Below are 26,440 nucleotides of genomic sequence, written 5' to 3' on the forward strand. Positions count from 1 at the left end.
ACCGGTTCGGACCTGGTGGTGAAACTGGCCAACGGCCAGACCATCACCATTCCGGTTGGCGAGTCGTCGGCGTCGGTGCCGTTCACCGCGCCGAACAACGTCCATAACGCCAACCTGGACCTGACCAACAAGATCACCGACATCTCGGGTGGTAACTACGAGAAGACCGTGGCCGTTGGCGAGCCAGTGACCACTGTCACCGACAACCCGGCGACCCCGGACGTCACCACGCTCACGCTGACCGCGACAGATACCGTGGCCGAAGGCGGCAAGATTACCTACACCGCTACGCTGTCCAACCCGGCGGGTACTGCGCTGACCGTCAAGCTGAGCAACGGCGAGACCATCACCATCGCCGCCGGTTCGAAGGAAGCCTCGATCACCATCGACGCGCCGAGCGACGATGTGTACATCGATGCGGGTACCGTTCAGGCCAAGATCGATAGCACCAACGGCGGCGACTTCGAGAAGCTGGATGTCAGCAGCACTGCGGCTGTGACCAAGGTCACCGATACCATCGACACCACTACCGTGACCCTGACCGCGACCTCGACCGTCGCTGAAGGTGGTGTGGTGACCTACACCGCATCGGTCAATCACAAAGTTACCGGTTCGGACCTGGTGGTGAAACTGGCCAACGGCCAGACCATCACCATTCCGGTGGGTGAGTCGTCGGCGTCGGTGCCGTTCACCGCGCCGAACAACGTCCATAACACCAACCTGGACCTGACCAACAAGATCACCGACATCTCGGGTGGTAACTACGAGAAGACCGTGGCCGTTGGCGAGCCAGTGACCACTGTCACCGACAACCCGGCGACTCCGGACGTCACCACACTCACGCTGACCGCGACGGATACCGTGGCCGAAGGCGGCAAGATTACCTACACCGCTACGCTGTCCAACCCGGCGGGTACTGCGCTGACCGTCAAGCTGAGCAACGGCGAGACCATCACCATCGCCGCCGGTTCGAAGGAAGCCTCGATCACCATCGACGCGCCGAGCGACGATGTGTATGTCGATGCCGAAGACCTGAGCGTGACCGTTACCGGTACCACCGGTGGTGACTTTGAGAAGCTGGACGTCAGCAGCACTGCGGCAGTGACCAAGGTCACCGATACCATCGACACCACTACCGTGACCCTGACCGCCACGCAAAGTGTGGTCGAGGGCGGCGTAGTGACCTACACCGCGTCGGTCAACCACAAGGTCACCGGTTCGGACCTGGTGGTAAAACTGGCCAACGGCCAGACCATCACCATTCCGGTGGGCGAGTCGTCGGCGTCGGTGCCGTTCACCGCGCCGAACAACGTCCATAACACCAACCTGGACCTGACCAACAAGATCACCGACATCTCGGGTGGTAACTACGAGAAGACCGTGGCCGTTGGCGAGCCAGTGACCACTGTCACCGACAACCCGGCGACCCCGGACGTCACCACGCTCACGCTGACCGCGACAGATACCGTGGCCGAAGGCGGCAAGATTACCTACACCGCTACGCTGTCCAACCCGGCGGGTACTGCGCTGACCGTCAAGCTGAGCAACGGCGAGACCATCACCATCGCCGCCGGTTCGAAGGAAGCCTCGATCACCATCGACGCGCCGAGCGACGATGTGTATGTCGATGCCGAAGACCTGAGCGTGACCGTTACCGGTACCACCGGTGGTGACTTCGAGAAGCTGGACGTCAGCAGCACTGCGGCTGTGACCAAGGTCACCGATACCATCGACACCACTACCGTGACCCTGACCGCCACGCAAAGTGTGGTCGAGGGCGGCGTAGTGACCTACACCGCGTCGGTCAACCACAAGGTCACCGGTTCGGACCTGGTGGTGAAACTGGCCAACGGCCAGACCATCACCATTCCGGTGGGTGAGTCGTCGGCGTCGGTGCCGTTCACCGCGCCGAACAACGTCCATAACACCAACCTGGACCTGACCAACAAGATCACCGACATCTCGGGTGGTAACTACGAGAAGACCGTGGCCGTTGGCGAGCCAGTGACCACTGTCACCGACAACCCGGCGACCCCGGACGTCACCACACTCACGCTGACCGCGACAGATACCGTGGCCGAAGGCGGCAAGATCACCTACACCGCAATGCTGTCCAACCCGGCGGGTACCGCGCTGAACGTCAAGCTGAGCAACGGCGAGACCATCACCATCGCGGCGGGTCAGAAAGAAGGTTCGATCACCATCGATGCGCCGAGCGACGATGTGTACATCGATGCCGGTACCGTTCAGGCCAAGATCGATGGCACCACTGGCGGCGACTTCGAGCTGCTGGCTACCAGTGGAGCCTATGCGGTAACCAAGGTCAGCGACACCATCGACCACACTGGCCTTAGCCTCAGCGCCACGCCAACCGTCGCAGAAGGTGGCCAGATCACCTACACCGCCACCCTGACCAACAAGGCTGGCACCGACATGACCATCAAGCTGAGCAACGGCGCTGTGATCAGCATCGATGCGGGCAAGCTCTCCGGCTCCGTGACCGTTCCGGCGCCAGCCGATGACGTCTATATCGATGCAGGCAACGTTTCGGCGAAGATCACCGAAACCAGCGGTGGCAACTTCGAGAAATTGAACGTCAGCGATACGGCGGCGGTCACTGCGGTCACGGATACCATCCAGACCACCACCCTGAGCATCAGCGGCACCGCCGCGGTCGCCGAAGGTGGTAATGCCACGTACGTCCTGAACCTGACCAACAAGGCCGAGACCGACGTCACCGTCAAACTGACCTACACCGGCACCGCGGCCGATGGCACGGACTACACCGGCGTGGCTACCGTAGTGATCAAGGCCAACAGCTCGCAGGCAACGTTCACCGTCCCGACCTTCAAGGACAACGCCACCGAGGGTACCGAGCACTTCACGGTCAAGATCGATTCGGCCACTGGCGGTAACTTCGAGAAGCTCGACATCAGCTCCAGCGCCGGCAGCGTGACCACCCAGATATTCGAGCCAGCTCCGGTTCTGGACCTGGATGGCAACGACTCCAGCGGCAAGACCGGAGCCGACTACCAGACCACCTTCACCGAGAACCAGCCAGGCAGTGGTGTGTCGATCGGCGATGTGGACGTCACTATCACCGACTTCGACAGCTCGCAGCTGACGGGCGCAACGGTCACCCTGACCAACCGCCAGCCGGGTGATGCGCTGAACCTGGGCAACAGTGTCAACGGCATCACGATCAACGCCAACAGCACAGACGGCAAGGTAGTCCTGACCCTGAGCGGCGCTGCGTCGCTGGCCGACTATATCCAGGCGATCAAGAACATCACCTTCATCAACAGCAGCGAGAACCCGAGCACCACGCCTCGCATCATCACCGTGACGGTGACCGACGGCGTTAATACCTCGAACACCGCCACGACCACGGTGAATGTGATCGCTGTCAACGACGCACCAGTCGCCACTGGCGGCGCCGTCACTGGCGTCGAAGACACGCCGCTGGTGCTGACCTGGAACGACTTCAACATTTCCGACGTCGACAGCGCCCTGTCGAGCCTGGGTGTGACCTTCACCCAGCTGCCAGCGGGTTCCCTGCAGCTCTTCAACGGCACCGCCTGGGTCAACGTCGCCCAGAACCAGACCGTCAGCCAGGCTGACATCGCTGCCGGCAACCTGCGGTTCGTGCCAAAACCCAACGAGTCGGGTATCGACGGATATGGCGGAACGGGCGTCGGCAACAAGCAGGCCGACTATGCCCAGATCAAGTACAAGCCTACCGACGGTACCGCTGCTGGTGGCGAGGCCACGCTGAAGGTCGATATTGCACCTGTAGCCGACAAGCCTGGCCTGAACATCGGCAGCAACACCCCCGAATCGCTTGGCCTGACCAAGGAAACCTGGAACAGCCTCACGGGCCTGGGCACCAACGGCAACGGCATCAGCGGTACTGCGCTGAAGAACGTGTTCGCCAACTCTGGCAGTGCCAGCAAGACCGAGCAGGTTACCAGCGCCGATTCGGGCGGCAGCGTTGCCGCCGGTACGGGCTCCAAGACCTCCGGCCTGATCTACCTGGAAGCCGGCCAGACCTACACCTTCAGCGGCACCGCCGATGACAGCCTGCAGGTCTACATCGGCAAAACCAGCGTGGTCGGCGCCACCTGGGGGGCGGGCGGTACGATCTCCGGCAGCTTCTCGCCGCCTGTCAGCGGCTACTACACCCTGGAGATCTACCACGCCAACCAGTCCGGCCCGGGCAGCCTGGATATCAACGTCAAGGTCGGTAACGGCCCGGTGACCGACCTGAGCAGCTCGGCCATCCCGATGTACCCGAACGTTGCGGCGATGGGTAACGCCGGGCTTTCCGTGTCCGATTTCCATGGCAGTGATGGCCAAGGCTACTACGACGGCTACAAGCTCAACGAAGGGCCGGAGAACGGCACCGTCAAGCTGGTTGGCATTTCCACCAACCTGACCGACACCGACGGCTCCGAGAGCCTGAGCGTCAAGCTGGACGGCATTCCGGCAGGTTCGGTGCTCAGCGATGGCGCTGGTCATACCGTAACCGTCGGCGCCACTTCGGTTGACGTCACCGGCTGGAGCCTCAACGGCCTGAGCATCAAGCCGCCGGCGTACTACCAGGGCAGTTTCGATGTGAAGGTCACCTCGACCGCTACCGAAAGCGTGGGCGGCAACAAAGCCTCCACCGAAGGCACGATCAAGGTAACTGTCTATCCGGACACCTACACCGCCAGCAACCTGACTACCGACAGCGACAGTTTCACCGGCACCACCACCAGTGACATCATCGTTGCCGACATCAGTGGCCTGCATGTGACGCCGGGTCAGGACTACAACATTGCGTTCATCGTCGATACCTCAGGCAGCATGGGCAGCGCGGTCGATGCCGCGCGTAACTCGCTGAAGTCGGTGTTCGATACCTTGGCCAACAGCGTCAAGGGCGCGCAGTCCGGTACAGTGAACATCCTGCTGGTGGACTTCTCCACCCAGGTGAACAGTACGGTTTCGGTCAACCTGGGCGACAAGAACGCGCTGAGCTCGCTCTACAGTGCGCTCAATACACTCTATTCCAGCGGCTCGACCAACTACGAGGATGCGTTCAAGACCACCGCCAACTGGTTCAAGCAATTGATGGATGCGGGCAACACCGGCAGCCGCCAGACGTTCTTCATCACCGACGGCCAGCCAAACGTGTACCAGACCGGTGAGTATGACCCCACGCTCATGAACTCAAGCTACACACTGGATGCAGTGCTGAAGTCGATCAACTACAAATTGGGTGATGTGGTCACTGACAAGCTGGTGGGGAACAACAACCGATTTAGCATCGACGCCGCTGGCAACATGACCGCCGAGTACAAAACCGGAAACGGCAACAACTGGAAAACCGACAGTTATGCAAGCGGACAGTTGCATGCTCAGGGAGATGGTACTTATGAGTTTGCCTACGCCACTTCCGACCGATGGACCGACTACTATGCGGACCTCAATTCCCAGCAGAGCTTCCTGTTGTTGTCCAAGCTGTCTGGCGTGGAGGCCATTGGCCTCAACAGCGCGGTCAACTTCAACGACCTGAAGCCTTACGACACCGATAGCAAGCCGCAGACCAACATCGACCCGAGCAAACTGGCGGAAGCGATCCTGGGCCACACCGAAGCCACCGTGCCGGGCAATGACACCGTCAACGGTGGTGATGGCAACGACATCATCTTCGGTGACCTGGTGAGCTTTGGTTCGGTCGCCGGCAACGGTGTCGAAGCCATACAGGGATATGTCGCAGGCCAGCTGGGTGTGGCCCTGGGTGATGTCGACGGTCGCGTGCTGCACAAGTACATCGTCGAGCACGTCAGCGAATTCGATGTTTCGCGCAGCAACGATGGCAATGACATTCTCAACGGTGGGGCGGGCAATGACCTCCTGTTCGGCCAGGGCGGCGACGATACCCTCGACGGTGGCAAGGGCAATGACATACTGATCGGTGGCCTGGGCAAGGACACTTTGCTCGGTGGTGAAGGCAATGACATCCTGCTTGGTGGCAAGGGCGATGACACCATGACCGGTGGCAGCGGTGCCGACACCTTCGTATGGAAGGCTGGCGATTCCGGCAAAGACGTGATCAAGGATTTCAAGGTGGCCGAAGGCGACCGCATCGACCTGAAGGACCTGCTCCAGGGCGAGAAGGGCAGCACCATCGACAACTACCTGAAGCTCACCACGGTGGAAGGCACGACGACGCTGCAGGTCAGCAGCGAAGGCAAGCTCAATGCCGCCGGTGGTATCGCCAACGCCGACGTGACCATCAAGCTGGAAGGGGTGAACTGGTCCAACACCACGATCAACTCGTTGATCAGCGGTGCTGACCCGACAATCATCATCCACAACAAGGACAGTTGATTACTGATGCGCTAGCGGGCTGCACTGCAGCCCGATCGCCGGCAAGCCAGCTTCCACAGGAACTGTGCAGCTCTGGAGAGTTGTGCGGTTCTTGTGGGAGCTGGCTTGCCGGCGATTGGCCGCTCAGCGGCCATGGTACTTTCCTGGCATCCTGCGACAGCGCATACTCTGGCGCCGGGCCTGCGTGCCCGGTGATCTTTGCCTATGCTGCTGTCTACCACCCAGGAACCAATGTGACGAGGGACACCGCCATGTTCTACGTGCAACGCGATGCCGCTGGCCAGTTGCAGCGGGTCGAAGCAGCCGCTTTTGACCAGTTCACCGAAATGCTCCCCGCCGACCATGCCGATATCCAGGAATGGTTTGCCGATGACGTCGTGGAAAACAGCCTCAACCAGCTCAAGCAAAGCGATCTCGACATGATCCGCGTGCTCGAGGACTTGATCGATGTGCTGACCGCCAAGGGTGTGTTCAAGATCACCGACCTGCCCCCCGGTGCGCAGGCCAAGCTGCTCAACCGTTCTACAGCGCGCAAGGCGCTCAGCAGCCTGAACAACCTCATCGATGAGGAAGAGCAGGGCGGATTGATCTGATTGCGCACCGCCTCTGACAGCCGTGCTATGGTTATTCTTTATCGGTATTTAAAATAAAACTCTTATGACTTTATAGTCGCTTCCACTGCGTACCCGTCGACCAATCGATGCGCCGCACGACTTGAACCCACACGGGAAATCCCCGTGCGTTTCTGATCGTTGCGCGCCATTGAAGTCGCGCACTGCGTGGGAGTGAAAAATGTCAGCCGCCTCGAACGCCTTGTCGATCATCGACAGCGCACTGCCGCAACGCTTCGAAATCCGCCCTTTTTCCGGTGCTGTAGGTGCCGAAATCATCGGCCTGGACTTGGCCAGGCCGGTCAACGCCGTGGATTTTGCCCGTATCCATCGCGCCCACCTCGACCACCATGTGCTGGTGTTTCGCGACCAACGCATCAGCCCTGACCAGCAGATCGCCTTCAGCCGCCGTTTTGGTCCATTGCAGATCCATGTGCTCAAGCAGTTCCTGCTCGCCGGCCACCCCGAGATCCTGATCGTTTCCAACATCATCGAGAACGGCCAGAACATCGGCCTGGGTGATGCCGGCAACTTCTGGCACTCGGACCTGTCGTACAAGGAACTGCCCAGCCTTGGCTCCATGCTGCATGCCCAGGAACTGCCCGACGAGGGCGGCGATACCCTGTTCGCCGACATGCACAAGGCCTGGGACGCTGTACCCGCGGCCCTGCGCAAGGTGGTCGAGGGCCGCAGTGCCGCTCACTCCTACACCGCCCGTTACGCCGAGACCAAGTTCGAAGGCAACTGGCGCCCGACCCTGACCGCCGAGCAGCTGGCGCAGGTACGGGAAGTCATCCATCCGGTGGTCCGTACCCATCCGGAGAACGGCCGCAAGGCGCTGTTCGTCAGCGAAGGCTTCACCACCCGTATCGTCGGCCTGCCAAGTGACGAAAGCCGCGACGTGCTGCAACAGCTGTATGCCCTGAGCGTGCTGGAGCAGAACATCTATCGCCACCAGTGGCAGCCCCGCGACCTGGTGTTCTGGGACAACCGCTCGCTGATCCACCTGGCCACCGGCTGCCCCGCACACCTGCGGCGCAAGCTGTATCGCACCACTATCCAGGGCGATGCCCCGTTCTGACGACTGAGGAAACCCATCATGCGTAAATCCATCAGCCGCCTGGCGGCAAGCATCGGCCTGGGCGCAAGCCTTGTCGTCGGCAGCCTGGCGGCCCCCGCCGCGGCGCAAGCAGAAGGCAAGATTCGCATCGCCGAACAGTTCGGTATCGTCTACCTGCTGCTGAACGTAGTGCGTGACCAGCATCTGATCGAAAAACATGGCAAGGAGCACGGCATCGACATCGAAGTCGATTGGGCCCAGCTATCGGGTGGTTCGGCCATCAACGACGCACTGCTGTCCGGTTCGGTGGACATCGCCGGCGCTGGCGTCGGCCCGCTGTTGACCGTGTGGGACCGCACCAAGGGCCGACAGAACGTCAAGGCCGTGGCCTCGCTGGGCAACTTCCCGTACTACCTGGTCAGCAGCAACCCCAATGTGAAGACCATTGCCGACCTCTCCGACAAGGACCGCATCGCCGTACCGGCGGTAGGTGTATCGGTGCAGTCGCGCTTCCTGCAGTACGCCGCCGCCCAGCAATGGGGCGACAAGGAATACAACCGCCTCGACAAGTACACCCTGGCCGTGCCGCACCCGGATGCCACTGCCGCGCTGCTGGCCGGCGGCACCGAACTCAACGGACACTTCTCCAACCCGCCGTTCCAGGACCAGGTGCTCGCCAACAAGAACGTGCACGTTGTACTCAACAGCTACGACCTGCTCGGCCCCAACTCGCCGACCTTGCTGTTCGCCACTGAAAAATTCCGCAAGGACAACCCCAAGACTTACAAGGCCTTCGTTGATGCGCTGGCCGAAGCCGCGGACTTCGCCCAGAAGGACAAGGCGGCCGCCGCCGACACCTATATCCGCGTGACCAAGGCCAAGATCGACCGCGACACGTTGATCAGACTGATCGACAACCCGCAGTACGAATTCACCGTCACGCCAAAGAACACCTACAAGTTGGCCGACTTCCTCTATCGGGTAGGCGCCATCAAGCACAAGCCGGAATCGTGGAAGGACTACTTCTTCCAGGATGAACGCCCGCTGCAGGGGAGCTGACCAATCATGACTGCCCCATTGCCAGGCCACACGGCCAGCAACCTGAGCCGTGTCGCAACGCCGCCTTTGCTCAAGGTGGATAACCTCAGCCTCGAATACCGCACCGCGCAACGCGTGGTGCGGGCCACCCACCAGGTCAGCTTCGAAGTCGACCGTGCCGACCGCTTCGTGCTGCTCGGCCCCTCCGGCTGCGGCAAGTCCACCTTGCTCAAGGCCGTGGCCGGGTTCATCTCGCCCCAGGAGGGGCAGATTCTGCTGCAAGGTCAGCCAGTCAGCGGTCCGGGCCCCGACCGCATCGTGGTGTTCCAGGAGTTCGACCAGCTGCCGCCATGGAAGACGGTGAAACAGAACGTCATGTTCCCTCTGCTGGTGTCGGGCCAGCTGAAACGCGCCGAGGCCGAGGAGCGGGCACTGCACTACCTGGAAAAAGTCGGCCTGGCCGCCTTCGCCGATGCCTACCCACACACCCTGTCGGGCGGTATGAAGGCGCGCGTGGCGATTGCCCGGGCCTTGGCCACGCAGCCGAAGATCCTGCTGATGGACGAACCGTTCGCGGCACTTGATGCGCTGACCCGGCGCAAGATGCAGGAAGAACTGCTGCTGCTATGGGAGGAGGTGCGTTTTACCCTGCTGTTCGTTACCCACTCCATCGAAGAAGCGCTGGTGGTCGGCAACCGCATCCTGCTGCTGTCGCCCCACCCGGGGCGGGTGCGTGCCGAAGTGCACAGCCACCAGTACGACCTGGGCAGCCTGGGTGGTAGCGACTTCCAGGCCAGTACCCGGCGCATCCATCGTTTGCTGTTCGATGAGGTGGATGCCCCCGAACAGCCCGACGATCTTGGTTTCAACGATATCCGTATCGCCTACTGACAGGAGCTTCAGCCATGACCACTACACCTGTACGCCAGGAATACGAGGTGCAGCTGGAGCCTTTGCTCAGTGTGCCTGTGGAGCGCAACCTGCCGTTGGCTCAGCGCCTGTGGCAGCACGGCTGGTTGCGCAAGGCGGTCATCCTGCTGGTGATCGCCGTGCTGTGGGAGGCCATTGCCCGCTACCAGGGCAACGATCTGCTGCTACCGACCTTCCTGCAGACGGCCACGGCGCTGTGGGACGGCATGGTCAGCGGTGAGTTGCCGGCCAAGGTTGGCGTGTCGCTGGTGATTCTGCTCAAGGGTTACCTGCTGGGAATCATCCTGGCCTTCGGCCTCACCAGCTTGGCGGTGTCGACCCAGCTTGGGCGCGATCTGCTGGGCACCCTGACCTCGATGTTCAACCCGTTGCCGGCGATTGCCCTGCTGCCCCTGGCTTTGCTGTGGTTCGGGCTGGGCGACAACAGCCTGATCTTCGTGCTGGTGCACTCGGTGCTCTGGGCGCTGGCGCTGAACACCTATGCGGGCTTTCTCGGCGTGTCGGAGACCCTGCGCATGGCCGGGCGCAATTACGGCCTGAAAGGGCTGCGGCTGGTGCTGCATATCCTGGTGCCGGCGGCGCTGCCGTCGATCCTGTCGGGGCTGAAGATCGGCTGGGCGTTCGCCTGGCGCACACTGATCGCTGCCGAGCTGGTGTTCGGGGCCAGCAGTGGCAAAGGCGGGCTGGGTTGGTACATCTTCCAGAACCGCAACGAGCTGTACACCGACAAGGTGTTTGCCGGGTTGGCGGTGGTGATCCTGATCGGCTTGCTGGTGGAAGGGCTGGTGTTCAATACCCTGGAGCGGTTGACCGTTCGCCGCTGGGGGATGCAGCGCTGACGCGCATGTGCTTGGTTGGCCCGATCGTCGGCTTGCCGGTGATCGGCCTGATGTTGTCGGCCCAAATGGCGTAGCTCTGAAACACGTTCAAATATTTTCAAGCCGACTTGTCGTATAACTTGTAAGAAAATTCCTAATTTAGCATCGATCTCCGCAGAACGAATGCGTTGGAGTTTTTCCGTGCCTAGCCTGTTCCGCTCAATTGTTTACAAGGAACAGTAACCATGGCTTTCGACGCTTATATTCAAATCGCGGAAATCGCTGGCGAAGCAAAGGACGAGCAATACAGCAACTGGATCGAGATCCTTGGCTACACGTTCGGCAGCAGCCAAAGCGCCTCCGCCACCGCCATTTCCGCAGGCGGCGCCACTTCCGGGCGTACCACCCTGAGCAACCTCACCTTCACCAAGTACCTGGACAACGCCAGTTGCAAACTGCTCGAAGCCAGTTGCGCCGGGCAGCACCTGAAAGAGGTGAGGCTGGTCGTCTGCCGCGCCGGTGGGGACAAGCTCAAATACTACGAAGTGGTGCTCGAAGAAGTGATCATCGCCGACTATGCACAAAGCGCGCATGCCGGCGTGCCGACTGAAATCATCCAGCTCGACTACGGCCGTATCAAGACCACCTACACCCGGCAGCAGCGTGTCGATGGTAGTGCCGGCGGCAATGTGACCGGTGGCTGGGACCGGATTGCCAACAAGAAGTTTGCGTGAGGAACGACCATGTCCGAGGCACGCAGCTTTATAAATCCCAAGGCACAGAATTACGCGACGCTGAAGAACGGTACACCGATGAACGCCAACCAGCAGGCCAAGTTCGATGTGCTCAATGGGCATATCGTCAACACCGTGGTCTTGGCCGGCGAACTGGTGATCGTCGGTGACCCCGATACTTCCTCCTGCACCAGCCATGAAGCCTTTCTGATGGGCAAGGCGGCTGGCATCCACCGCGACATCATGCTCAACGGGGGCGGTGTTGACGGTTTCATGCTGGATAACTTCGAGATGCTGCAAAGTCTACTGGCCCATGCATCGATGGGGGCAAGGGCAGCGAGCGATGGCTGGGCCAGGTATCTGGATGCAATCAAGAAGACGCTGGAACAGATCGAGCAACTGCACCGCGAGCATATGAGTGGTGGTGTGTTCAGGGCGCGGGAAGAGTTCTATGCCAAGCGTGTGGAGCTGTTCAGGACGTTGGACGAACAGCTGGGGAGGACGGCCGCCTATGGCTCGGGTCTACGAAATCAGGGATCGATCAAGCGAATGCTGCAGCTTTCCACCAAGCGTTATCTGAATGCTGGGGAGATATCCGGGTATGCAGAGAAGGTAACGGGAGTGGCGAAGGCTGCGAGTCTGATCAAGAAAGGGGCCTACATCGGGGTTGCGTTGGATGTAGCCGCTACTGGGCTGGAAATTAAAAAAGCTTGTACTCTGGGGCGGGAGGAGGAGTGTGCCAGAGCTAAGTACGTAGAGGGTGGTTCTCTGTTATTAGGTTTGACTGGAAGTAGTATTGTGGGCGCTTATGGCGGTGCAATCGCCACCGGGGCATGCGCGTTTGTGCTAGGAATTACAACAGGTCCTGGCTCTTTGGTTTGCGGAGTGGTCGGCGGGGCGGTTGGGGGAGCAGTCGGCGGCGAGATCTTTGGGGGATGGGGTGAAATTGCAGGTGATTTCCTATATCGCAAGGTTTCAGAATGACTATGTTTGAGCCTGGCCTGATTGTCTTGATGATCTTTGGCTTGGGAGTAATAACTCTGCTTGTCCTGGTTTATGTTGCTTATGCATGTTTAGATAGGGCTGAATCCCTTTTGGAGAAGTCTAGATATATACAGGGCGTTAAGGAAGGCTTTTTTCATGCTGGTATGCCGGGTAAGGTTTTACGTGTGTGCAGTATTGCCTTTCTTTTGACAATGCCAGGCCCCTACGTACAGCGTGGACTAGCAAACTCCGACGAGATAAAGAGATTTCCGAGGTCGCTGAGATTTTTGTTAATTGGGCTATGGCTAGCATTGACGATTGAAGTCTTAGCTATGCTGGCGTTTCAGGCTTGGCTTTATTATGTTTGAATTGCCTTGGGTGGCAGTCGTAAGCTCTTTGGGCCTGAGAGACTTTGTGAGGGGAAAAGGGCTGGTTGATGTTCCAGAGGTACGAGCAGTAACTGAGTACATCGAAAGGCTACTGATTTCGCTGTGGCTCACGAACCTTGTCGTTGTCAGCATTTTGCATATGGGGTGGGGGCTTTACGAAACTGATGGCCAGGTGACCACTCCTACGGCGATTTGCAATAATTTACGGTGAGTAATAAAGCGTGAGCAGTCTTGAGATGAATGTGGTCGCGATTTGTTTTTTCTGCTTGGGTATGGTTGCGCTTTTAGTGAAAATATATGTCGCCATAAGATATCTTGATGAGATTGAAGGTCTGCTATCAAAAAGCAATTTTGTATCGGGGAATAGGAAGCTTTATTTGCACGCAGGCATCATCGGTAAGATTATGCGTATCTGTACCATATCAACACTTCTGAGCACGCCATACCTATTTGCTCGCAAGGGATTGGTTGATGAGGCGCAACTGCAGAACTTTCCGGCGCGTATGAAAAGACTGCTTATAGTAACGTGGTGCACAATGTGTATTTCTTCAGTCGCATTCCTCGCGCTCGGGTCTTTTTAAGAAAGTGTTTGGAGGAAGCGCGCAGGCTGCAGTGTGATGCGCGGTGCTCCATTGCACCTTGTCTGAAGAAGCTTGCCGAGATGATGGGGGAACACTGTTGTTGGTTTGATCCGCTTGGGAGGCGAGTGTGTGGAAAGAGGATTGAATGAAATCGACAGTTGAAGTAATAGGAATGTCCATGTTGTTATTCTGGATAATGATCAGTGTGGGTATTATGATTTACCTAGCCTGCCGATATCTTGATTTGGTTGAATCGAACCTGTCGGGATGCAGTTATGTACGAGATAATCGGTTAAGTTTCTCATCGGCGGGTTTGCTAGGTAAAGTGTTGCGCATCTGCCTGGCCGCAAATATGCTTATGATGCCCGGTGTCTTTGTTAGCAAAGGTGTTGCGGATGCTTCCGAAATATTGCGCTTTCCAAAGGATCTGAAAATTAAAATTCTAGTTTCGTGGGGAGGGCTAATGACTTCTACGGTTATTTTTGTTGTTGCCCATAATGTTCTGAAGCTTTTAAGCTTGCCCAGTTGATTATATCGGCTTAATTTGTTATTAATTGGAGGGGTAAAGTGCCACTTTGCTATAAGTGGCTTGTGCTCTACTTTCATCTCGCAATTGCAGGCCAGGTTCTTAGCCATGGGAAATCGAGACTTGCTGGTGGGTGAGCCTTAAGCTCAATGGCCATCCTGATACTGTGCCGCCGCTTCAACGAGTGTCCTGGCAATCTCCATGCGTAGCTGGCTGGGCTGTTCGATCACCACGCCTGCTCCCTGGCTCAGCACCCACCAGCGCAACCCCCAGCCATCCTCCACGGTGGCCCGCAGCCGATGGCCCTGCTCCAGCGCTGTCAGCTGCATATCGACACTCAACGGCGCTTCACGCAACTGTCGGGCCAGCAGGTCGCTGACCCAGGCCTGTAGCTCGACCCCTTCACCTTGCGCCGGCTGCAGCGAACCACCGCGCAAAAAACCCTGCAGATCGAAATTCCCACGCAACTCGCCAGCAACGTTCGCCGACCAGTGCCAGCCAAACGGAATGCTCTTGTCATTGCGCTCCAGCGGAAATATCAGCGACAGCTCATTGAGATCACGCTCGACAGTGCGTTTGCTGACGGTGAAGCCCACATCACGCAGGCGCCAGACCAATTCGGCGCTGGTAATGCCAGGGGAACGGCTGGGCAGCTGGCGCAGCAGCGCCCACTGTCGGCTGAGGGTGGCGCGAGTGGTGGCGAACGGCAAAAGATAACGTCCTTGTCTAGGCTTGCCGCAATAGGATGGCGGCAGGCGTGGGTCATGGCAATTGGCCACAGCCTGCTCAGATCAAGGAAGTCGCATTTGGTTGCCTGGTGCCGAATCGTTCGCGACAGGTTTTGACGTTACGTCACGCAGAATCACGCCTCATCACAGCCGAAGGTTGGGGTTGTGTGTCGTTCAATGAGGATGAACATGTCTGCTGCCAGCAATATCCATTCGCTGCTTGCCCGCCTTTTGCCCGAGCGGGTCATTGCCCCACCGGCCGCTGTCGGGAGGCGACAGCGACTGTTTGCCGGGATCGGGTTGCCCAGCCAGCGCTCGCTGCTGGTCAGCCGCCTGGACGAAGCCAGCGACTTGCAGACGGTTTACGTCGACCTGCGCCGCCAGGCCTTGCAAGGCAATGTGGCGGCGCTCAACGACCTTGGCTGGATCTGGCTCAACGGCAAATACTGGCGTGCTGACACCGTGTTGGCCGGCCACCTGTTGCGCATGGCGGCCCTGCAAGGCAATGCCGCGGCGTGGTTCAACCTTGGGCAGCAACATTACTTTGGCAAAGGTATCGAACCCTCTTACCTACAGGCGGCGGAGTGCTACCGGCAGGCTTTCGAGCGGGGCATGCTGCATGCCGCTGCTGCCCTGGGTGACCTGTACGAGGAAGAAGTGTGCGATGGCAGCCTGCAGTGGCAGGTAGATCTTGTACAGGCCTACCAGTGGTTCCTGCGCGGGGCCGAGCAGGGCGAGGCACGCTGCCGTTTCGAGGTGGGCTACCGGTTGATGCACGGGCTGTACGTGGAGGCTGATCTCAAGGCCGCACTGTACTGGCTGGAACTGGCGGCAGCTGCGGGGGTGGTGCAGGCGGCTGAAGAGCTGGCGGTGCACTTCAGCAGCCGTGACGAGGGCCGCTACCAGGAGTGGCGTGACCGGGCGGTGCAGATGGGCAGTACATTGGCCTTGACCATGAAGCTGGAAGACCAGATACAGCCCTGAATGCTCTGTTGCCTGTCCGGGCCTCTTCGCGGGTAAACCCGCTCCCACAGGTACCGCGCATGGCTTGAATCCTATGCAGCACCTGTGGGAGCGGGTTTACCCGCGAAGAGGCCGGCACAGGCAGGCCAGAAGCCCCAGCATGAACAACAATTCATCCATCCCCCCGGTTGACGACAGGGGGAGGCACAGGCGTATATTGATAGTTAGCAAACTATGAATATCCTTGGTTCCTGTCATGTCCCTTGATCTCCTGCGCCTGCAAGTCAGCAGTGGCATGGTGGTTGCCGCCCGCCATTGGCGGCGCATCTGCCATACCGCCCTGACCGGTTACGGCATTTCCGAGGCCTGCGCCGCGCCGTTGCTGATGATCGTGCGCCTGGGTGACGGCGTGCATCAGGTGGCCGTGGCCCAGGCCGCCGGCCTGGAAAGCCCGTCGCTGGTGCGCCTGCTCGACCAGCTGTGCAAGGCCGGCCTGGTATGCCGCAGCGAGGACCCGCTGGACCGCCGCGCCAAGGCCCTGAGCCTGACCGCCGCAGGCCGCACGTTGGCCGAGTCCATCGAAGCCGAACTGGTGCGCCTGCGCCGCGAGGTGCTGCATGGCATCGACCAGGCCGACCTGGAAGCCGCCTTGCGCGTGCTGCGTGCCTTCGAAGCCGCCGGCCTGGGCAACACAGGCGGGGCAGCATGAGCGGCTTCTTCAGCTCGGTGCCCCCGGCCCGCGACTGGTTCTATGGCGTGCGAACCTTTGCCGCCTCCATGATCGCCCTGTACATCGCCCTGCTCATGCAGTTGCCGCGCCCCTATTGGGCCATGGCCACGGTGTACATCGTCTCCAGCCCGTTCCTTGGCCCCACCAGCTCCAAGGCCCTGTACCGTGCCGTAGGCACGCTGCTCGGCGCCGGCGGGGCGATTTTCCTGGTCCCACCGCTGGTGCAGTCGCCGTTGCTGCTGAGCATCGCCATCGCCCTGTGGACCGGCACCTTGCTGTTCCTTTCGCTGAACCTGCGCACCGCCAACAACTACGTGTTGATGCTGGCCGGCTACACCTTGCCGATGATTGCCCTGGCGGTGGTCGACAACCCGCTTGCTGTGTTCGACGTGGCGTCCTCCCGCGCCCAGGAAATCTGCCTGGGGATCGTCTGCGCGGCGGTGGTCGGGGCGATTTTCTGGCCACGCCGGCTGGCGCCGGTTGTAGTCGGTGCCACTGGTAGCTGGTTCACCGAGGCGATCCGCTATAGCGATACCTACCTGGCCCGCCAAGCCAACGCAGACCAGGTTGGCGGCATGCGCGGGGCGATGGTTGCCACCTTCAACTCGCTAGAGCTGATGATCGGCCAGCTCGGCCATGAAGGCGCCGGCCCGCACACCCTGAAGAATGCCCGCGAGTTGCGCGGGCGCATGATCCACCTGCTGCCCGTGATCGATGCCCTCGACGACGCCCTGGTCGCCCTCGAAGGCCGCGCCCCGGCACAGTTCGCCCAGTTGCAACCGTTGCTCGATGCCGCCCGCGAATGGCTCAAGGGCACTGTCGACAGCGCCTCGGTGGCCCGCTGGACGGCCCTGCACGAACAGATCGAGCGCCTGCAGCCGGGCGCCGCTGCCCTCGACCAGCGCGCCGAATTGCTACTGTCCAACGCTCTGTACCGCCTGACCGAATGGGCCGACCTGTGGCAGGACTGCTGCAGCCTGCAGCATGCCCTGCGCAGCGACGATTCCAAACCCTGGCGCGCGGTGTACCGCCACTGGCGCCTGGGCCGCCTGACGGCGTTCTTCGACCGTGGCCTGATGCTGTATTCGGTGGCCTCAACCGTACTGGCGATCGTTGTCGCCTGCGGCCTGTGGATTGGCCTGGGTTGGAACGACGGCGCCAGTGCAGTGATCCTCGCCGCCGTGTCGTGCAGCTTCTTCGCCGCCATGGACGACCCGGCGCCGCAGATCTACAGGTTCTTCTTCTGGACGCTGATGTCGGTCATCTTCTCCAGCCTTTACCTGTTCCTGGTACTGCCCAACCTGCACGATTTCCCGATGCTGGTGCTGGCCTTTGCCGTGCCGTTCATCTGCGTTGGCACCCTGACCGTGCAGCCGCGTTTCTACCTTGGTACCTTGCTGACCATCGTCAACACCTCGACCTTCATCAGCATCCAGGGCGCCTACGATGCTGACTTCTTCACTTTCCTCAATTCCAACCTCGCCGGCCCCGTGGGGCTGCTGTTCGCCTTCATCTGGACCTTGGTGATGCGCCCGTTCGGCGTGGAGCTGGCGGCAAAGCGCATGACCCGCTTCGCCTGGCGCGACATCGTTGAAATGACCGAGCCGGCCACCCTGGCCGAGCACCGCCAGGTCGGTGTGCAGATGCTCGACCGCCTGATGCAGCATCTGCCGCGCTTGTCGCAAACCGGGCAGGACAGCGGCGTGGCACTGCGCGACCTGCGGGTGGGGTTGAACCTGCTCGACCTGCTGGCCTACATGCCGCGTGCCGGGCAGCAGGCTCGTGAGCGGCTGAACACGGTAGTCGAGGAAGTCGGCGCGCACTACGCCGCCTGCCTGCGCGCCGGCGAGCGCCTGCACGCCCCGGCCGCGCTGCTGCGCAACATGGAGCGCGCGCGCCTGGCGCTGAACCTGGATGAGCTGTACGAGCGCGGCGATGCCCGCACCCACCTGCTGCACGCACTGAGCGGCCTGCGCCTGGCACTGCTGCCGGGCGTGGAGGTGATGCTCGAGCCAGCCGAACAACCGCAACTGCCCCCCGGCCTCGACGGAGCACCCTTGTGATTGGTGAACTGGATATCAGCGGGGTATTCCTGCCCACGCTGCTGGTGATGATGTTTGGCACCTACCTGCTGTTCCTCGGGGTGCACGCGGTGCTGGTGCGCCTGCATTTCTACCGCCTGGTCTGGCACCGGGCGTTGTTCAACGTTGCCCTGTATGCCGTGCTGCTTGGTGCGGTGGACCACTTTTGCCGAAACCTGATGCTGCCATGAAAAAACCTTTGCTGACCTTGGGCCGCGTGGTCCTGACCTTGCTGGTAGTGACCTTCGCCGCCGTGCTCGTGTGGCAGATGGTGGTGTACTACATGTTCGCCCCATGGACCCGCGACGGGCACATCCGCGCCGACGTGATCCAGATTGCTCCGGACGTGTCCGGGCTGATCCAGAAGGTCGAGGTGCGTGACAACCAGACCGTCAAGCGCGGCGATGTGCTGTTCACCATCGATCAGGACCGTTTCACCCTGGCCCTGCGCCAGGCCAAGGCGACCCTGGGCGAGCGCCAGGAAACCCTGGCCCAGGCCACCCGCGAAGCGCAGCGCAACCGCAAGCTTGGCAATCTGGTGGCCGCCGAACAGCTGGAAGAAAGCCAGTCCCGCGAGGCCCGTGCCCGCTCTGCCGTCAGCGAGGCGCAGGTGGCCGTCGATACCGCCCAGCTCAACCTCGACCGCTCGGTGGTGCGCAGCCCGGTGGACGGTTACCTGAACGACCGAGCACCGCGTAATCACGAATTCGTCACCGCCGGCCGGCCGGTGCTGTCGGTGGTCGACAGCGCCTCGTACCACGTCGATGGCTACTTCGAGGAAACCAAGCTTGGCGGTATCCACATCGGCGATGCCGTGGACATTCGCGTCATGGGCGACAACACCCGCCTGCGTGGCCATGTGCAAAGCTTCGCCGCCGGCATCGAAGACCGTGACCGCAGCAGTGGTGCCAACCTGTTGCCCAACGTCAACCCGGCATTCAGCTGGGTGCGCCTGGCCCAGCGTATTCCGGTGCGCATCGCCTTTGATGAAGTGCCGCAAGACTTCCGCATGATTGCCGGGCGAACCGCCACGGTGTCGATCATCGAGGGCCAGCGCCCATGAAACAGCTGATCCTGGCGGGGCTGTGCCTGTCGTTGGGGGCCTGCATGATGGTCGGCCCCGACTATGAAGTGCCGAAGGACGCGGCGGTGCAACGCAGCGACCTCAATGGCCCGTTGCGCCAGGATGCCGACAGCGTGGTATCGGCACCGGTGCCTGAGGACTGGTGGCAGCTGTATCAGGATCAACGGCTGAACGAGCTGGTGCGCCAGGCCCTGAGTGCCAACACCGACCTGCGCGTGGCTGCCGCCAACATTGCCAAGGCGCGCGCCCAGGTCGAAGTGGCTGAGTCGCAAGGTGGCTTCAACGGCGGCGTCAAACTTGGCGCCCAGCGCCTGCAGGAATCGGGCGAGGCCTTCCTGCTGCCAGAGAAAGTGCCGGTGGCCAACATCGGCGAGGCCATCATCAGTGCGTCGTACCAGTTCGACCTGTGGGGTACTTTCAAGCGTGGCACCGAGGCGGCCAAGGCCAATGCCGACGCAGTGCAGGCCGCCGCCGATACCGCCCGCATCACCCTGGTGGCGGACGTGGTCAAGGCCTATACCCAAGTGTGCTCGGCCAACGAGGAATACCACATTGCCCGTGAGTCGCTCGACCTGCAGGAGCAGAGCGTGAAGCTCAACCAGCGCCTGCGTGATGCCGGTCGTGGCGACGAAACCCAGGTCACCCGCTCGCAGACCCAGTTCAAATCCTTGCGCGCCGAGCTGCCACGCTTCAAGGCGGAGCGCGAGACGGGCATGTATACCCTGGCTGCCTTGTTGGCAAAACCGGTCGATCAGCTGCCTGCCGGCACTGCCGATTGTGCCGAGCTGCCGCACCTTAACCAGCTGGTGCCGGTGGGCGATGGCGCGGCGTTGCTCAAGCGCCGTCCAGACGTGCGCCAGGCCGAACGGCAGCTGGCCGCTGCCACTGCCTACATCGGCGTGGCCACCGGCGCCCTGTACCCGGACATCAGCATCGGCGCCCAGGTTGGCACCATTGGTATCCTCGAGAACCTTGGCGAGCCGGCGACCAACCGCTGGGGCTTCGGCCCGCAGATCAGCTGGACCATCCCCACCAATGGCACCCGTGCCCGCATTCGCATGGCCGAAGCCTCGACCCAGGCAGCCCTGGCGAATTTTGATGGGGTAGTGCTGAACGCCATTCGCGAGACCCAGACCCGCCTGGCGCAGTACAGCGCCCTGCTGGACCGGCGTGACGCGCTGGCCGAGGCGGAGAAGTCGGCCAAGGAAGCGGCGGACCAGACTCATCGCTATTACCAGGCTGGGCGTGAATCGTTCCTGGCCGACCTGCAGGCGACGCGCACCTACACCGACATGCGCGCGCAGCTGGCAGCGGCCAATAGTCAGGTGGCTCAGGGGCAGATTGGTGTGTTCCTGGCGTTGGGTGGGGGGTGGAAGGACACCGCCAAGCCTTGAGGCCCAATCGCCGGCAAGCCGGCTCCCACAGGTACTCCACCGCTTTTGAGACCTGTGGTTCACCTGTGATAGCCGGCTTGTGCATGCCTTGAAATTGGTACGGACCATGTGGGAGCTGGCTTGCCGGCGATCGAGGGCAAAGCCCTCGCCTAGGCTCTAGAGCTGTAAGACATTTCCGAACCAGAAACCAAATGCTTCAGTTCGGACGCCCTGTCGAATTATCCTACAGCACCTGTCGGAAGGTGCTGTCTTGGCTGGAAAGTGTTCCCGGAATACTGTCGCGGGGTCGCCTCGCAAGGCGATCGGGATTGAGACCCCCGGACTCACAGAACGCACCGCTTAATGGTGGTCGTGCGCGGGCAGGCTTTCGCCTGGTCGGGTTTTCCTGTGAGCCCGGGTCTCACCCCTCGCACGACTGCCACCCAATTCCGTGAGACGAAGAGGATTGCAGTTCATAGTTATTCACAGGGAATGCAATTATGAACAAGCTCGTCCCCGATCCACCAGTTACCGATCTGCTTCTGCTCGACCCTCCCGCACTCTCACTAATCGATCCACTCAGCCCCAAAGACTGCGAAGAGCTGATCAGCGCCATCACCCTGACCATCGACCACACCACCACAGTCCTGCTCGACAACCCTCCCGGCGACATGCGCAATGCCATGGGCATGAATATTCGATTGCTCTGCCGCCTGATCAATGCCGTGTGCGACCGCACCCATGCAACCCGCCACGATCAAGGAGCGACCCGATGAGCAATGATCCCAGAGACTCTGCAACCGCAGGAGTGGAAACCTTCGACTTGTTCCGCCTGCAGCCCAATGTGCCGTTCAACCATGCCTTTTCTCAGTTATCGGTGTTGCTCGGCTGTATCCGCCACCTGACCACCGAAGCGGAAATGGAAAATGACCGTATTGCTGGTAGTGCTGCGCGGATACTCAGTGAGATGGCCAAGGCGCTGATTGATGATATGGAGCGAGGAATGAGCAAGGTTCTTCAATAGCCTTCAAGCGCTTGGGGCCGCTATGCGGCCTCATCTTTTAGCCTGAATGGTCTTCCACATCTGAAATCAAATATTTCCGCTGGGTGGCGAAAGCCCGATTCAGGTCGCTGGACTGAGAGGTGATCAACCATGGCGAATGAACGCTCGGCATCTGTATGGGACGCGCTGGCTGATACGCCAGAGGAGGCAGACAACCTTCGGCTGCGCTCGCAGCTGATGCGGATTTTGGTCAAGACGGTGCGTGCCTGGGATCTACCTCAGAAGGATGCGGCGCGTCGGCTACATGTCACTCAACCGCGCTTGAGTGAGCTGTTGAATGGGAAGATTGACAAGTTTTCCCTGGATGCCTTGGTAAATCTGCTGGCCAATGCCGATCTGGAAGTGGATTTCACGGTGAAGGAAAAGCTCGCCTGAATCGGTGGTTGGACCATGAGGGCCAGGCCTTGCCGTTTTCAACCCGCACCGAACTGAGGCGTCGTAAGATATTTCCGAGCCTGAAACCAAATGCTTGAAAATAAATTTCTAAAGACAGTTGCTCCCACCTCGACCGCATCTCCCTCAAGCCATGCGCAATACCTGTGGGAGTCTGGCTTGCCAGCGATGAGGCCATAACAGGCAACACAAGACAGAATCTCCACAGTTTCAGCACATCCCCACTCTTCATCTGATTTGTACCAAGATTTTTCATGAAATCCGCCCAGCACCCTTGAGTGAAGCAAAGTGGGAGTGAACAATGTTCTCTTTCGCATTCCCTTCGAGACTGGCCATGAAAACCCGTTCCCGTCTGCTTGCTTGGCTGCCGGTTATTTTGCTCGGCCCGGTGCTGGCGCTGTGCAGCACCCTGGCGCTGGCCGAAGCCCCCGCCGAGGCCACCAAGGCCCTGCACCTGCTGGACTACATTGGCGCCGACTACCCGCCCACCGTGCAAGACGGCAAGGTGATCGACGATGGTGAATACCGCGAGCAGCAGGAGTTCAGCGCGGTATTGGCCGACTTGGTCAAAGGCCTGCCTGCGCATGCTGAACAAGCAGCCCTGGAGCAGGGCGTCCAGGCGCTGCGCCAGGCCATCGACCAGCGCCAGGGCGGCCCGGCTGTTGCCAAGCAGGCCCGTCAGCTGGGTGCTCGCCTGGCGGTAGCCTATGAGGTCAGTCAGGCTCCGGTGATTACCCCGGACCCGGCCCGTGGCGCTTCGCTGTATGCGCAAAACTGCTCGATCTGCCACGGCGAAACTGGCACCGGCGACGGCCCGGCCGGCGTGGGCCTGGAGCCTGCACCCGCCAACCTGCGCGATGTTTCGCGCCTCGACCAGTTGAGCCTGTTCGACCTCTACAACACCCTGGCCCTAGGCATCGATGGCACCGAGATGCCTTCGTTTGCCGACCAGCTGGACGACCGCCAGCGTTGGGATGTGGCTGCCTACATCGCCAGCTTCACCGCCAAACCAGAAGCCGGCAAAGGCGACAAGACCTGGAACATCGCCGACCTGGCCCGCCAGACCCCGGCCGAAGTCGCCGCCAGCGAAGGTGCCACGGCCGTGGAGGCGTTCCGCGCCCAGCGCGCCCAGCCGCCGCAGGTCAAGCGTGGCCCGGCGCAATTGCTCGAATACACCGCCAGCACTCTGGACAAGAGCCTGGCGGCCTACCGCGCAGGTGATCACGACCAGGCCTATGACCTGTCAGTGGCGGCCTACCTGGAGGGCTTCGAGCTGGTGGAAAGCTCGCTGGACAACATCGACACCCAGGCGCGCAAGGACACCGAAAAATCGCTGATGGCCTACCGTCAGTCGCTGCAGGACGGCTTGCCCGTGGCCCAGGCCGAGCAACGCCTGAGCGAAGCCAAGGCCAAGCTCGAGCAGGCTTCCAAACTGCTGGGCAGCGATGGCCTGAGCTGGTCGCTGAGCTTTGTATCCGGCTTGCTGATTCTGCTGCGCGAAGGCCTGGAGGCGATTCTGGTGCTGGCGGCGATCCTGGCTTTCCTGCGCAATACCGGCCAGCAGTCGGCGGTGCGCAGCGTCAACATCGGCTGGGGCCTGGCGCTGGTGGCCGGTTTCGCAACCTGGGCGCTGGCAGCCTACGTGATCGACGTTGGTGGCGCCCAGCGCGAGCTGCTGGAAGGCTGCACGGCGCTTTTCGCCGCGGTGATGGTGCTGTGGCTTGGCGTGTGGATGCACGACCGCCGCCATGCTGCCGCCTGGCAGGATTACATCAAGAGCAGCCTGGTCAGTGGTGGCGGACGTTTCGGTTTTGCCGTGCTGGCGTTCTTCTCGGTTTACCGCGAACTGTTCGAAGTGATCCTGTTCTACGAAACCCTGTGGCTGCAGGCCGGCCCAGCCGGGCACCAGGCGGTGCTGGCGGGTGGTGCCACGGCGCTGGTGCTGCTGGTGGGGTTGGCCTGGGTGATCCTGCGTGGCTCGGCCAAGCTGCCGCTGTCGCTGTTCTTCAGCATCAACGCCGCGCTGCTATGTGCCTTGTCGGTGGTGTTCGCCGGGCATGGCGTGAAGGCGTTGCAAGAGGCAGGGGTGCTGGGCACGCGCCCAGTGGCGTTCTTCGAATTCGACTGGCTGGGGATCCACGCCGACGCCTACTCGCTGTCAGCGCAGGCGGTGGCCTTGCTGGCCATCGTGTTCTTGTACGGGCGCTCGCGCCTGGCGGAAAGGCGCAGGGCAGCGGCCAATTGATCGCCTGACAGGCTGGCGCGGCCCCCTGTAGGAGCGGGTTTACCCGCGAAGCAAGCGGCGCGGTGTATGGCACCGGCTTCGCCGGTGTTCGCGGCTAAAGCCGCTCCCACAGGGACCGCGCGAGTTTCAAAGTTTGAGCAAGACCGCCATTCAAGCCGGCTGTGGCGCCTTGAGAATGTTCTGCAGCAGCTGGACACTTTCGACAGCGTCATGACCCAGGCTGGTCAGATAGCCGCCATCAGGTTGATCGGTCAGCCCCTTTTCATGCAGGCGTTGCGCGGCGGCTACCAGGGCAGGGGAAGCGTTCTTGTGAATCTTGATGCCTTCCTGGCTGCTGTCGTGCTTGAACAGCGAAAGTACTTCCAGTTCAGCGATCAGATCGGGGGTAAAAGGCATGGCGACTCCTGACTTCCAGACAAGGATGACGGCACCGTTCTACGGTGCCTGATCTTCGAGTGTAGCCGGGTTATTCGTCCTCGCCTTGATCCATCTCAGCCGGCAGTTCGGGCAGCGCACGCAGGGCGTTCTCGTACCACTCGCGGTCGAACTCGCGTTCTTCCACCAGCATGTTGTCAATTTCGAAGGCCAGTACATGGGCCATCAGGTTGAGAATGTCTTCGCGCTCGTAACCGACCAGGGTCAGTTTGTTGAACGTGGCTTTCGCCGCCGCCGGGTCGCCGCTTTCGATCTGGTTCTCGATGGCCTGGGTCAGCGTTGCCTCGGCGAAGGCTTCGTCGTCGTCATAGTCGATGTCGGTGGGCTCGCTCATGGCGGTACTCCTGTGATGGGATGCACAGTGTGCCACGCCTGTGGCGGCAATGCCCGGGCATTGACGGGGCGCATGACGCTGGTCAGCGGCGGGCGTACGGTCTATAAAAGCCGGGCCAACCCCTTACGGCCTGGAGGCTCTTACCTCATGCTCAAGCTTCATGGATTCTCGGTCAGCAACTACTACAACATGGTCAAGCTGGCCCTGCTGGAAAAAGGCCTGCCCTTCGAAGAAGTCATCTTCTATGGCGGCCAGGCGCCACAGGCGCTGCAAGTGAGCCCGCGAGGCAAGGTGCCGGTGCTGGAGACCGAACACGGCTTCCTCAGCGAAACCAGTGTGATTCTCGACTATATCGAGCAGACCCAGGGCGGCAAGGCGCTGCTGCCGGCCGACCCGTTCGGGCAGGCCAAGGTGCGTGAGCTGCTCAAGGAAATCGAGCTCTACATCGAGCTGCCGGCGCGTACCTGCTATGCCGAGTCTTTCTTTGGCATGCAGGTCGAGCCACTGATAAAGGAAAAAGCTCGCGCGGATCTGCTGGCCGGTTTTGCCACGCTCAAGCGTAACGGCCGCTTCGCACCCTATGTGGCGGGTGAGCAACTGACCCTGGCAGACCTGATGTTCTGCTTCTCGGTCGACCTGGCCTACGCGGTGGGCAAGAAGGTGCTGAACATCGACTTCCTGGCGGACTTCCCGCAGGCCAAGGCGTTGCTGCAGCTGATGGGTGACAACCCGCACATGGCGCGGATCGTGGCGGACAAGGAGGCGGCGATGCCGGCCTTCATGGAGATGATTCGCAGCGGTAAACGCTGAGAATAGTGTTGGGGCATTCGCGGGCACGCCCGCTCTCATCAAACAAAATGCAACCCGCTGTTTTTTAAGCACCTTAGGCTGCCACCAATTGATATCCCAGCTTTCGGGCTTTGCGAAGCAAAGCCCGAAGCTGTCGGTCTTGGCTTTTGGCTTCG

Annotated in this window: 24 protein-coding genes; 21 read left to right on the top strand and 3 right to left on the bottom strand. The window is 60.9% G+C overall.

Translation table 11 applies throughout. The features are described from left to right. The 10 genes from WM94_RS21300 to WM94_RS21350 all read left to right on the top strand — a co-directional run. On the top strand, positions 1–6,375 hold a 6,375-nt coding region (locus WM94_RS21300; protein ID WP_156485990.1), incomplete at its 5' end, for an immunoglobulin-like domain-containing protein. Between the two features lie 251 nt (positions 6,376–6,626). Continuing rightward, positions 6,627–6,968 (top strand): hypothetical protein, encoded by a 342-nt coding sequence (locus WM94_RS21305; RefSeq protein WP_015268518.1) that lies wholly within the window; start codon positions 6,627–6,629, stop codon positions 6,966–6,968. A gap of 199 nt (positions 6,969–7,167) precedes the next feature. After that, the gene (locus WM94_RS21310; protein ID WP_061552071.1) at positions 7,168–8,067 is read left to right on the top strand and encodes a TauD/TfdA family dioxygenase; all 900 of its coding nucleotides are present in this window, start codon (positions 7,168–7,170) and stop codon (positions 8,065–8,067) included. Between the two features lie 18 nt (positions 8,068–8,085). Beyond that, positions 8,086–9,105, top strand: a complete 1,020-nt coding sequence (locus WM94_RS21315; RefSeq protein WP_061552072.1) for an ABC transporter substrate-binding protein — start codon at positions 8,086–8,088, stop codon at positions 9,103–9,105. Between the two features lie 6 nt (positions 9,106–9,111). Then, positions 9,112–9,975: an ABC transporter ATP-binding protein gene (locus WM94_RS21320; protein WP_061552073.1), complete on the top strand. Its 864-nt coding sequence runs from the start codon at positions 9,112–9,114 to the stop codon at positions 9,973–9,975. Positions 9,976–9,989: 14 nt separating this feature from the next. Further along, positions 9,990–10,853 (top strand): ABC transporter permease, encoded by an 864-nt coding sequence (locus WM94_RS21325; RefSeq protein ID WP_015268522.1) that lies wholly within the window; start codon positions 9,990–9,992, stop codon positions 10,851–10,853. A 224-nt stretch (positions 10,854–11,077) separates the two neighbouring features. Beyond that, on the top strand, positions 11,078–11,566 hold the full coding sequence (locus WM94_RS21330; RefSeq protein WP_061552074.1) for a type VI secretion system tube protein Hcp: 489 nt from the start codon (positions 11,078–11,080) through the stop codon (positions 11,564–11,566). 9 nt (positions 11,567–11,575) lie between these two features. Further along, the gene (locus WM94_RS21335) at positions 11,576–12,550 is read left to right on the top strand and encodes a hypothetical protein (protein WP_061552075.1); all 975 of its coding nucleotides are present in this window, start codon (positions 11,576–11,578) and stop codon (positions 12,548–12,550) included. Beyond that, a complete protein-coding gene (locus tag WM94_RS21340; RefSeq protein ID WP_054573363.1) occupies positions 12,547–12,918 on the top strand; it encodes a hypothetical protein in 372 nt (123 codons plus the stop codon). Before WM94_RS21335 ends, WM94_RS21340 begins: the two co-directional genes overlap by 4 nt. Positions 12,919–13,665: 747 nt before the next feature. Beyond that, positions 13,666–14,049: a hypothetical protein gene (locus tag WM94_RS21350; RefSeq protein WP_061552077.1), complete on the top strand. Its 384-nt coding sequence runs from the start codon at positions 13,666–13,668 to the stop codon at positions 14,047–14,049. A gap of 143 nt (positions 14,050–14,192) precedes the next feature. Here the strand turns inward: WM94_RS21350 and WM94_RS21355 are convergent, their stop codons facing one another. Beyond that, positions 14,193–14,756 carry a WYL domain-containing protein gene (locus tag WM94_RS21355; RefSeq protein ID WP_015268527.1) on the bottom strand — a complete coding sequence of 188 codons (564 nt, stop codon included), beginning with the start codon at positions 14,754–14,756 and terminating at the stop codon, positions 14,193–14,195. Between the two features lie 207 nt (positions 14,757–14,963). Between WM94_RS21355 and WM94_RS21360 the strand changes: the two genes are divergently transcribed. The 10 genes from WM94_RS21360 (at position 14,964) to WM94_RS21405 (ending at position 24,706) form a co-directional block, all read left to right on the top strand. Further along, positions 14,964–15,758: a tetratricopeptide repeat protein gene (locus tag WM94_RS21360; protein WP_061303777.1), complete on the top strand. Its 795-nt coding sequence runs from the start codon at positions 14,964–14,966 to the stop codon at positions 15,756–15,758. 235 nt (positions 15,759–15,993) lie between these two features. After that, entirely contained in the window at positions 15,994–16,446 is a 453-nt protein-coding gene (locus tag WM94_RS21365; RefSeq protein ID WP_015268529.1) for a MarR family winged helix-turn-helix transcriptional regulator, read from the top strand. After that, positions 16,443–18,530 carry an FUSC family protein gene (locus WM94_RS21370; RefSeq protein WP_061552078.1) on the top strand — a complete coding sequence of 696 codons (2,088 nt, stop codon included), beginning with the start codon at positions 16,443–16,445 and terminating at the stop codon, positions 18,528–18,530. The genes WM94_RS21365 and WM94_RS21370 overlap by 4 nt, the downstream gene beginning before the upstream one ends. Further along, complete coding sequence (locus WM94_RS21375) at positions 18,527–18,739, top strand: DUF1656 domain-containing protein (RefSeq protein WP_003255905.1); 213 nt, start codon at positions 18,527–18,529, stop codon at positions 18,737–18,739. The genes WM94_RS21370 and WM94_RS21375 overlap by 4 nt, the downstream gene beginning before the upstream one ends. Then, positions 18,736–19,611, top strand: coding sequence for an HlyD family secretion protein (locus WM94_RS21380; protein WP_039614279.1), 876 nt, complete (start codon positions 18,736–18,738; stop codon positions 19,609–19,611). The genes WM94_RS21375 and WM94_RS21380 overlap by 4 nt, the downstream gene beginning before the upstream one ends. Next, a complete protein-coding gene (locus WM94_RS21385) occupies positions 19,608–21,026 on the top strand; it encodes an efflux transporter outer membrane subunit (protein ID WP_025337268.1) in 1,419 nt (472 codons plus the stop codon). Before WM94_RS21380 ends, WM94_RS21385 begins: the two co-directional genes overlap by 4 nt. A gap of 479 nt (positions 21,027–21,505) precedes the next feature. Beyond that, complete coding sequence (locus WM94_RS21390; RefSeq protein WP_003260202.1) at positions 21,506–21,781, top strand: hypothetical protein; 276 nt, start codon at positions 21,506–21,508, stop codon at positions 21,779–21,781. Next, positions 21,778–22,029: a DUF3077 domain-containing protein gene (locus tag WM94_RS21395; RefSeq protein ID WP_038408518.1), complete on the top strand. Its 252-nt coding sequence runs from the start codon at positions 21,778–21,780 to the stop codon at positions 22,027–22,029. The genes WM94_RS21390 and WM94_RS21395 overlap by 4 nt, the downstream gene beginning before the upstream one ends. Positions 22,030–22,158: 129 nt before the next feature. Then, on the top strand, positions 22,159–22,443 hold the full coding sequence (locus WM94_RS21400) for a helix-turn-helix domain-containing protein (protein WP_003260206.1): 285 nt from the start codon (positions 22,159–22,161) through the stop codon (positions 22,441–22,443). A gap of 319 nt (positions 22,444–22,762) precedes the next feature. Further along, positions 22,763–24,706, top strand: a complete 1,944-nt coding sequence (locus WM94_RS21405) for a cytochrome c/FTR1 family iron permease (protein WP_061552079.1) — start codon at positions 22,763–22,765, stop codon at positions 24,704–24,706. A gap of 150 nt (positions 24,707–24,856) precedes the next feature. Here the strand turns inward: WM94_RS21405 and WM94_RS21410 are convergent, their stop codons facing one another. Both WM94_RS21410 and WM94_RS21415 read right to left on the bottom strand, forming a co-directional pair. Further along, positions 24,857–25,102: a TIGR02647 family protein gene (locus WM94_RS21410; protein WP_015268535.1), complete on the bottom strand. Its 246-nt coding sequence runs from the start codon at positions 25,100–25,102 to the stop codon at positions 24,857–24,859. Between the two features lie 70 nt (positions 25,103–25,172). Then, positions 25,173–25,475 (bottom strand): hypothetical protein, encoded by a 303-nt coding sequence (locus tag WM94_RS21415; protein ID WP_003260211.1) that lies wholly within the window; start codon positions 25,473–25,475, stop codon positions 25,173–25,175. A gap of 147 nt (positions 25,476–25,622) precedes the next feature. On the opposite strand from WM94_RS21415, the gene WM94_RS21420 reads away from it, so the two are divergent. Further along, positions 25,623–26,285, top strand: a complete 663-nt coding sequence (locus tag WM94_RS21420; RefSeq protein ID WP_023661319.1) for a glutathione S-transferase — start codon at positions 25,623–25,625, stop codon at positions 26,283–26,285. Positions 26,286–26,440: the final 155 nt, after the last annotated feature.

Origin of the sequence: Pseudomonas sp. ABFPK, from assembly GCF_001586765.1 — a bacterium.
GTDB lineage: Bacteria > Pseudomonadota > Gammaproteobacteria > Pseudomonadales > Pseudomonadaceae > Aquipseudomonas > Aquipseudomonas asiatica.

Bases quoted from the DNA above. Each gene is read 5' to 3' on its own strand.
- WM94_RS21305 (WP_015268518.1), top strand. From the start codon at position 6,627: ATGTTCTACGTGCAACGCGATGCCGCTGGCCAGTTGCAGCGGGTCGAA.
- WM94_RS21310 (WP_061552071.1), top strand. From the start codon at position 7,168: ATGTCAGCCGCCTCGAACGCCTTGTCGATCATCGACAGCGCACTGCCG.
- WM94_RS21315 (WP_061552072.1), top strand. From the start codon at position 8,086: ATGCGTAAATCCATCAGCCGCCTGGCGGCAAGCATCGGCCTGGGCGCA.
- WM94_RS21320 (WP_061552073.1), top strand. From the start codon at position 9,112: ATGACTGCCCCATTGCCAGGCCACACGGCCAGCAACCTGAGCCGTGTC.
- WM94_RS21325 (WP_015268522.1), top strand. From the start codon at position 9,990: ATGACCACTACACCTGTACGCCAGGAATACGAGGTGCAGCTGGAGCCT.
- WM94_RS21330 (WP_061552074.1), top strand. From the start codon at position 11,078: ATGGCTTTCGACGCTTATATTCAAATCGCGGAAATCGCTGGCGAAGCA.
- WM94_RS21335 (WP_061552075.1), top strand. From the start codon at position 11,576: ATGTCCGAGGCACGCAGCTTTATAAATCCCAAGGCACAGAATTACGCG.
- WM94_RS21340 (WP_054573363.1), top strand. From the start codon at position 12,547: ATGACTATGTTTGAGCCTGGCCTGATTGTCTTGATGATCTTTGGCTTG.
- WM94_RS21350 (WP_061552077.1), top strand. From the start codon at position 13,666: ATGAAATCGACAGTTGAAGTAATAGGAATGTCCATGTTGTTATTCTGG.
- WM94_RS21360 (WP_061303777.1), top strand. From the start codon at position 14,964: ATGTCTGCTGCCAGCAATATCCATTCGCTGCTTGCCCGCCTTTTGCCC.
- WM94_RS21365 (WP_015268529.1), top strand. From the start codon at position 15,994: ATGTCCCTTGATCTCCTGCGCCTGCAAGTCAGCAGTGGCATGGTGGTT.
- WM94_RS21370 (WP_061552078.1), top strand. From the start codon at position 16,443: ATGAGCGGCTTCTTCAGCTCGGTGCCCCCGGCCCGCGACTGGTTCTAT.
- WM94_RS21380 (WP_039614279.1), top strand. From the start codon at position 18,736: ATGAAAAAACCTTTGCTGACCTTGGGCCGCGTGGTCCTGACCTTGCTG.
- WM94_RS21385 (WP_025337268.1), top strand. From the start codon at position 19,608: ATGAAACAGCTGATCCTGGCGGGGCTGTGCCTGTCGTTGGGGGCCTGC.
- WM94_RS21390 (WP_003260202.1), top strand. From the start codon at position 21,506: ATGAACAAGCTCGTCCCCGATCCACCAGTTACCGATCTGCTTCTGCTC.
- WM94_RS21395 (WP_038408518.1), top strand. From the start codon at position 21,778: ATGAGCAATGATCCCAGAGACTCTGCAACCGCAGGAGTGGAAACCTTC.
- WM94_RS21400 (WP_003260206.1), top strand. From the start codon at position 22,159: ATGGCGAATGAACGCTCGGCATCTGTATGGGACGCGCTGGCTGATACG.
- WM94_RS21405 (WP_061552079.1), top strand. From the start codon at position 22,763: ATGTTCTCTTTCGCATTCCCTTCGAGACTGGCCATGAAAACCCGTTCC.
- WM94_RS21410 (WP_015268535.1), bottom strand. From the start codon at position 25,102: ATGCCTTTTACCCCCGATCTGATCGCTGAACTGGAAGTACTTTCGCTG.
- WM94_RS21415 (WP_003260211.1), bottom strand. From the start codon at position 25,475: ATGAGCGAGCCCACCGACATCGACTATGACGACGACGAAGCCTTCGCC.
- WM94_RS21420 (WP_023661319.1), top strand. From the start codon at position 25,623: ATGCTCAAGCTTCATGGATTCTCGGTCAGCAACTACTACAACATGGTC.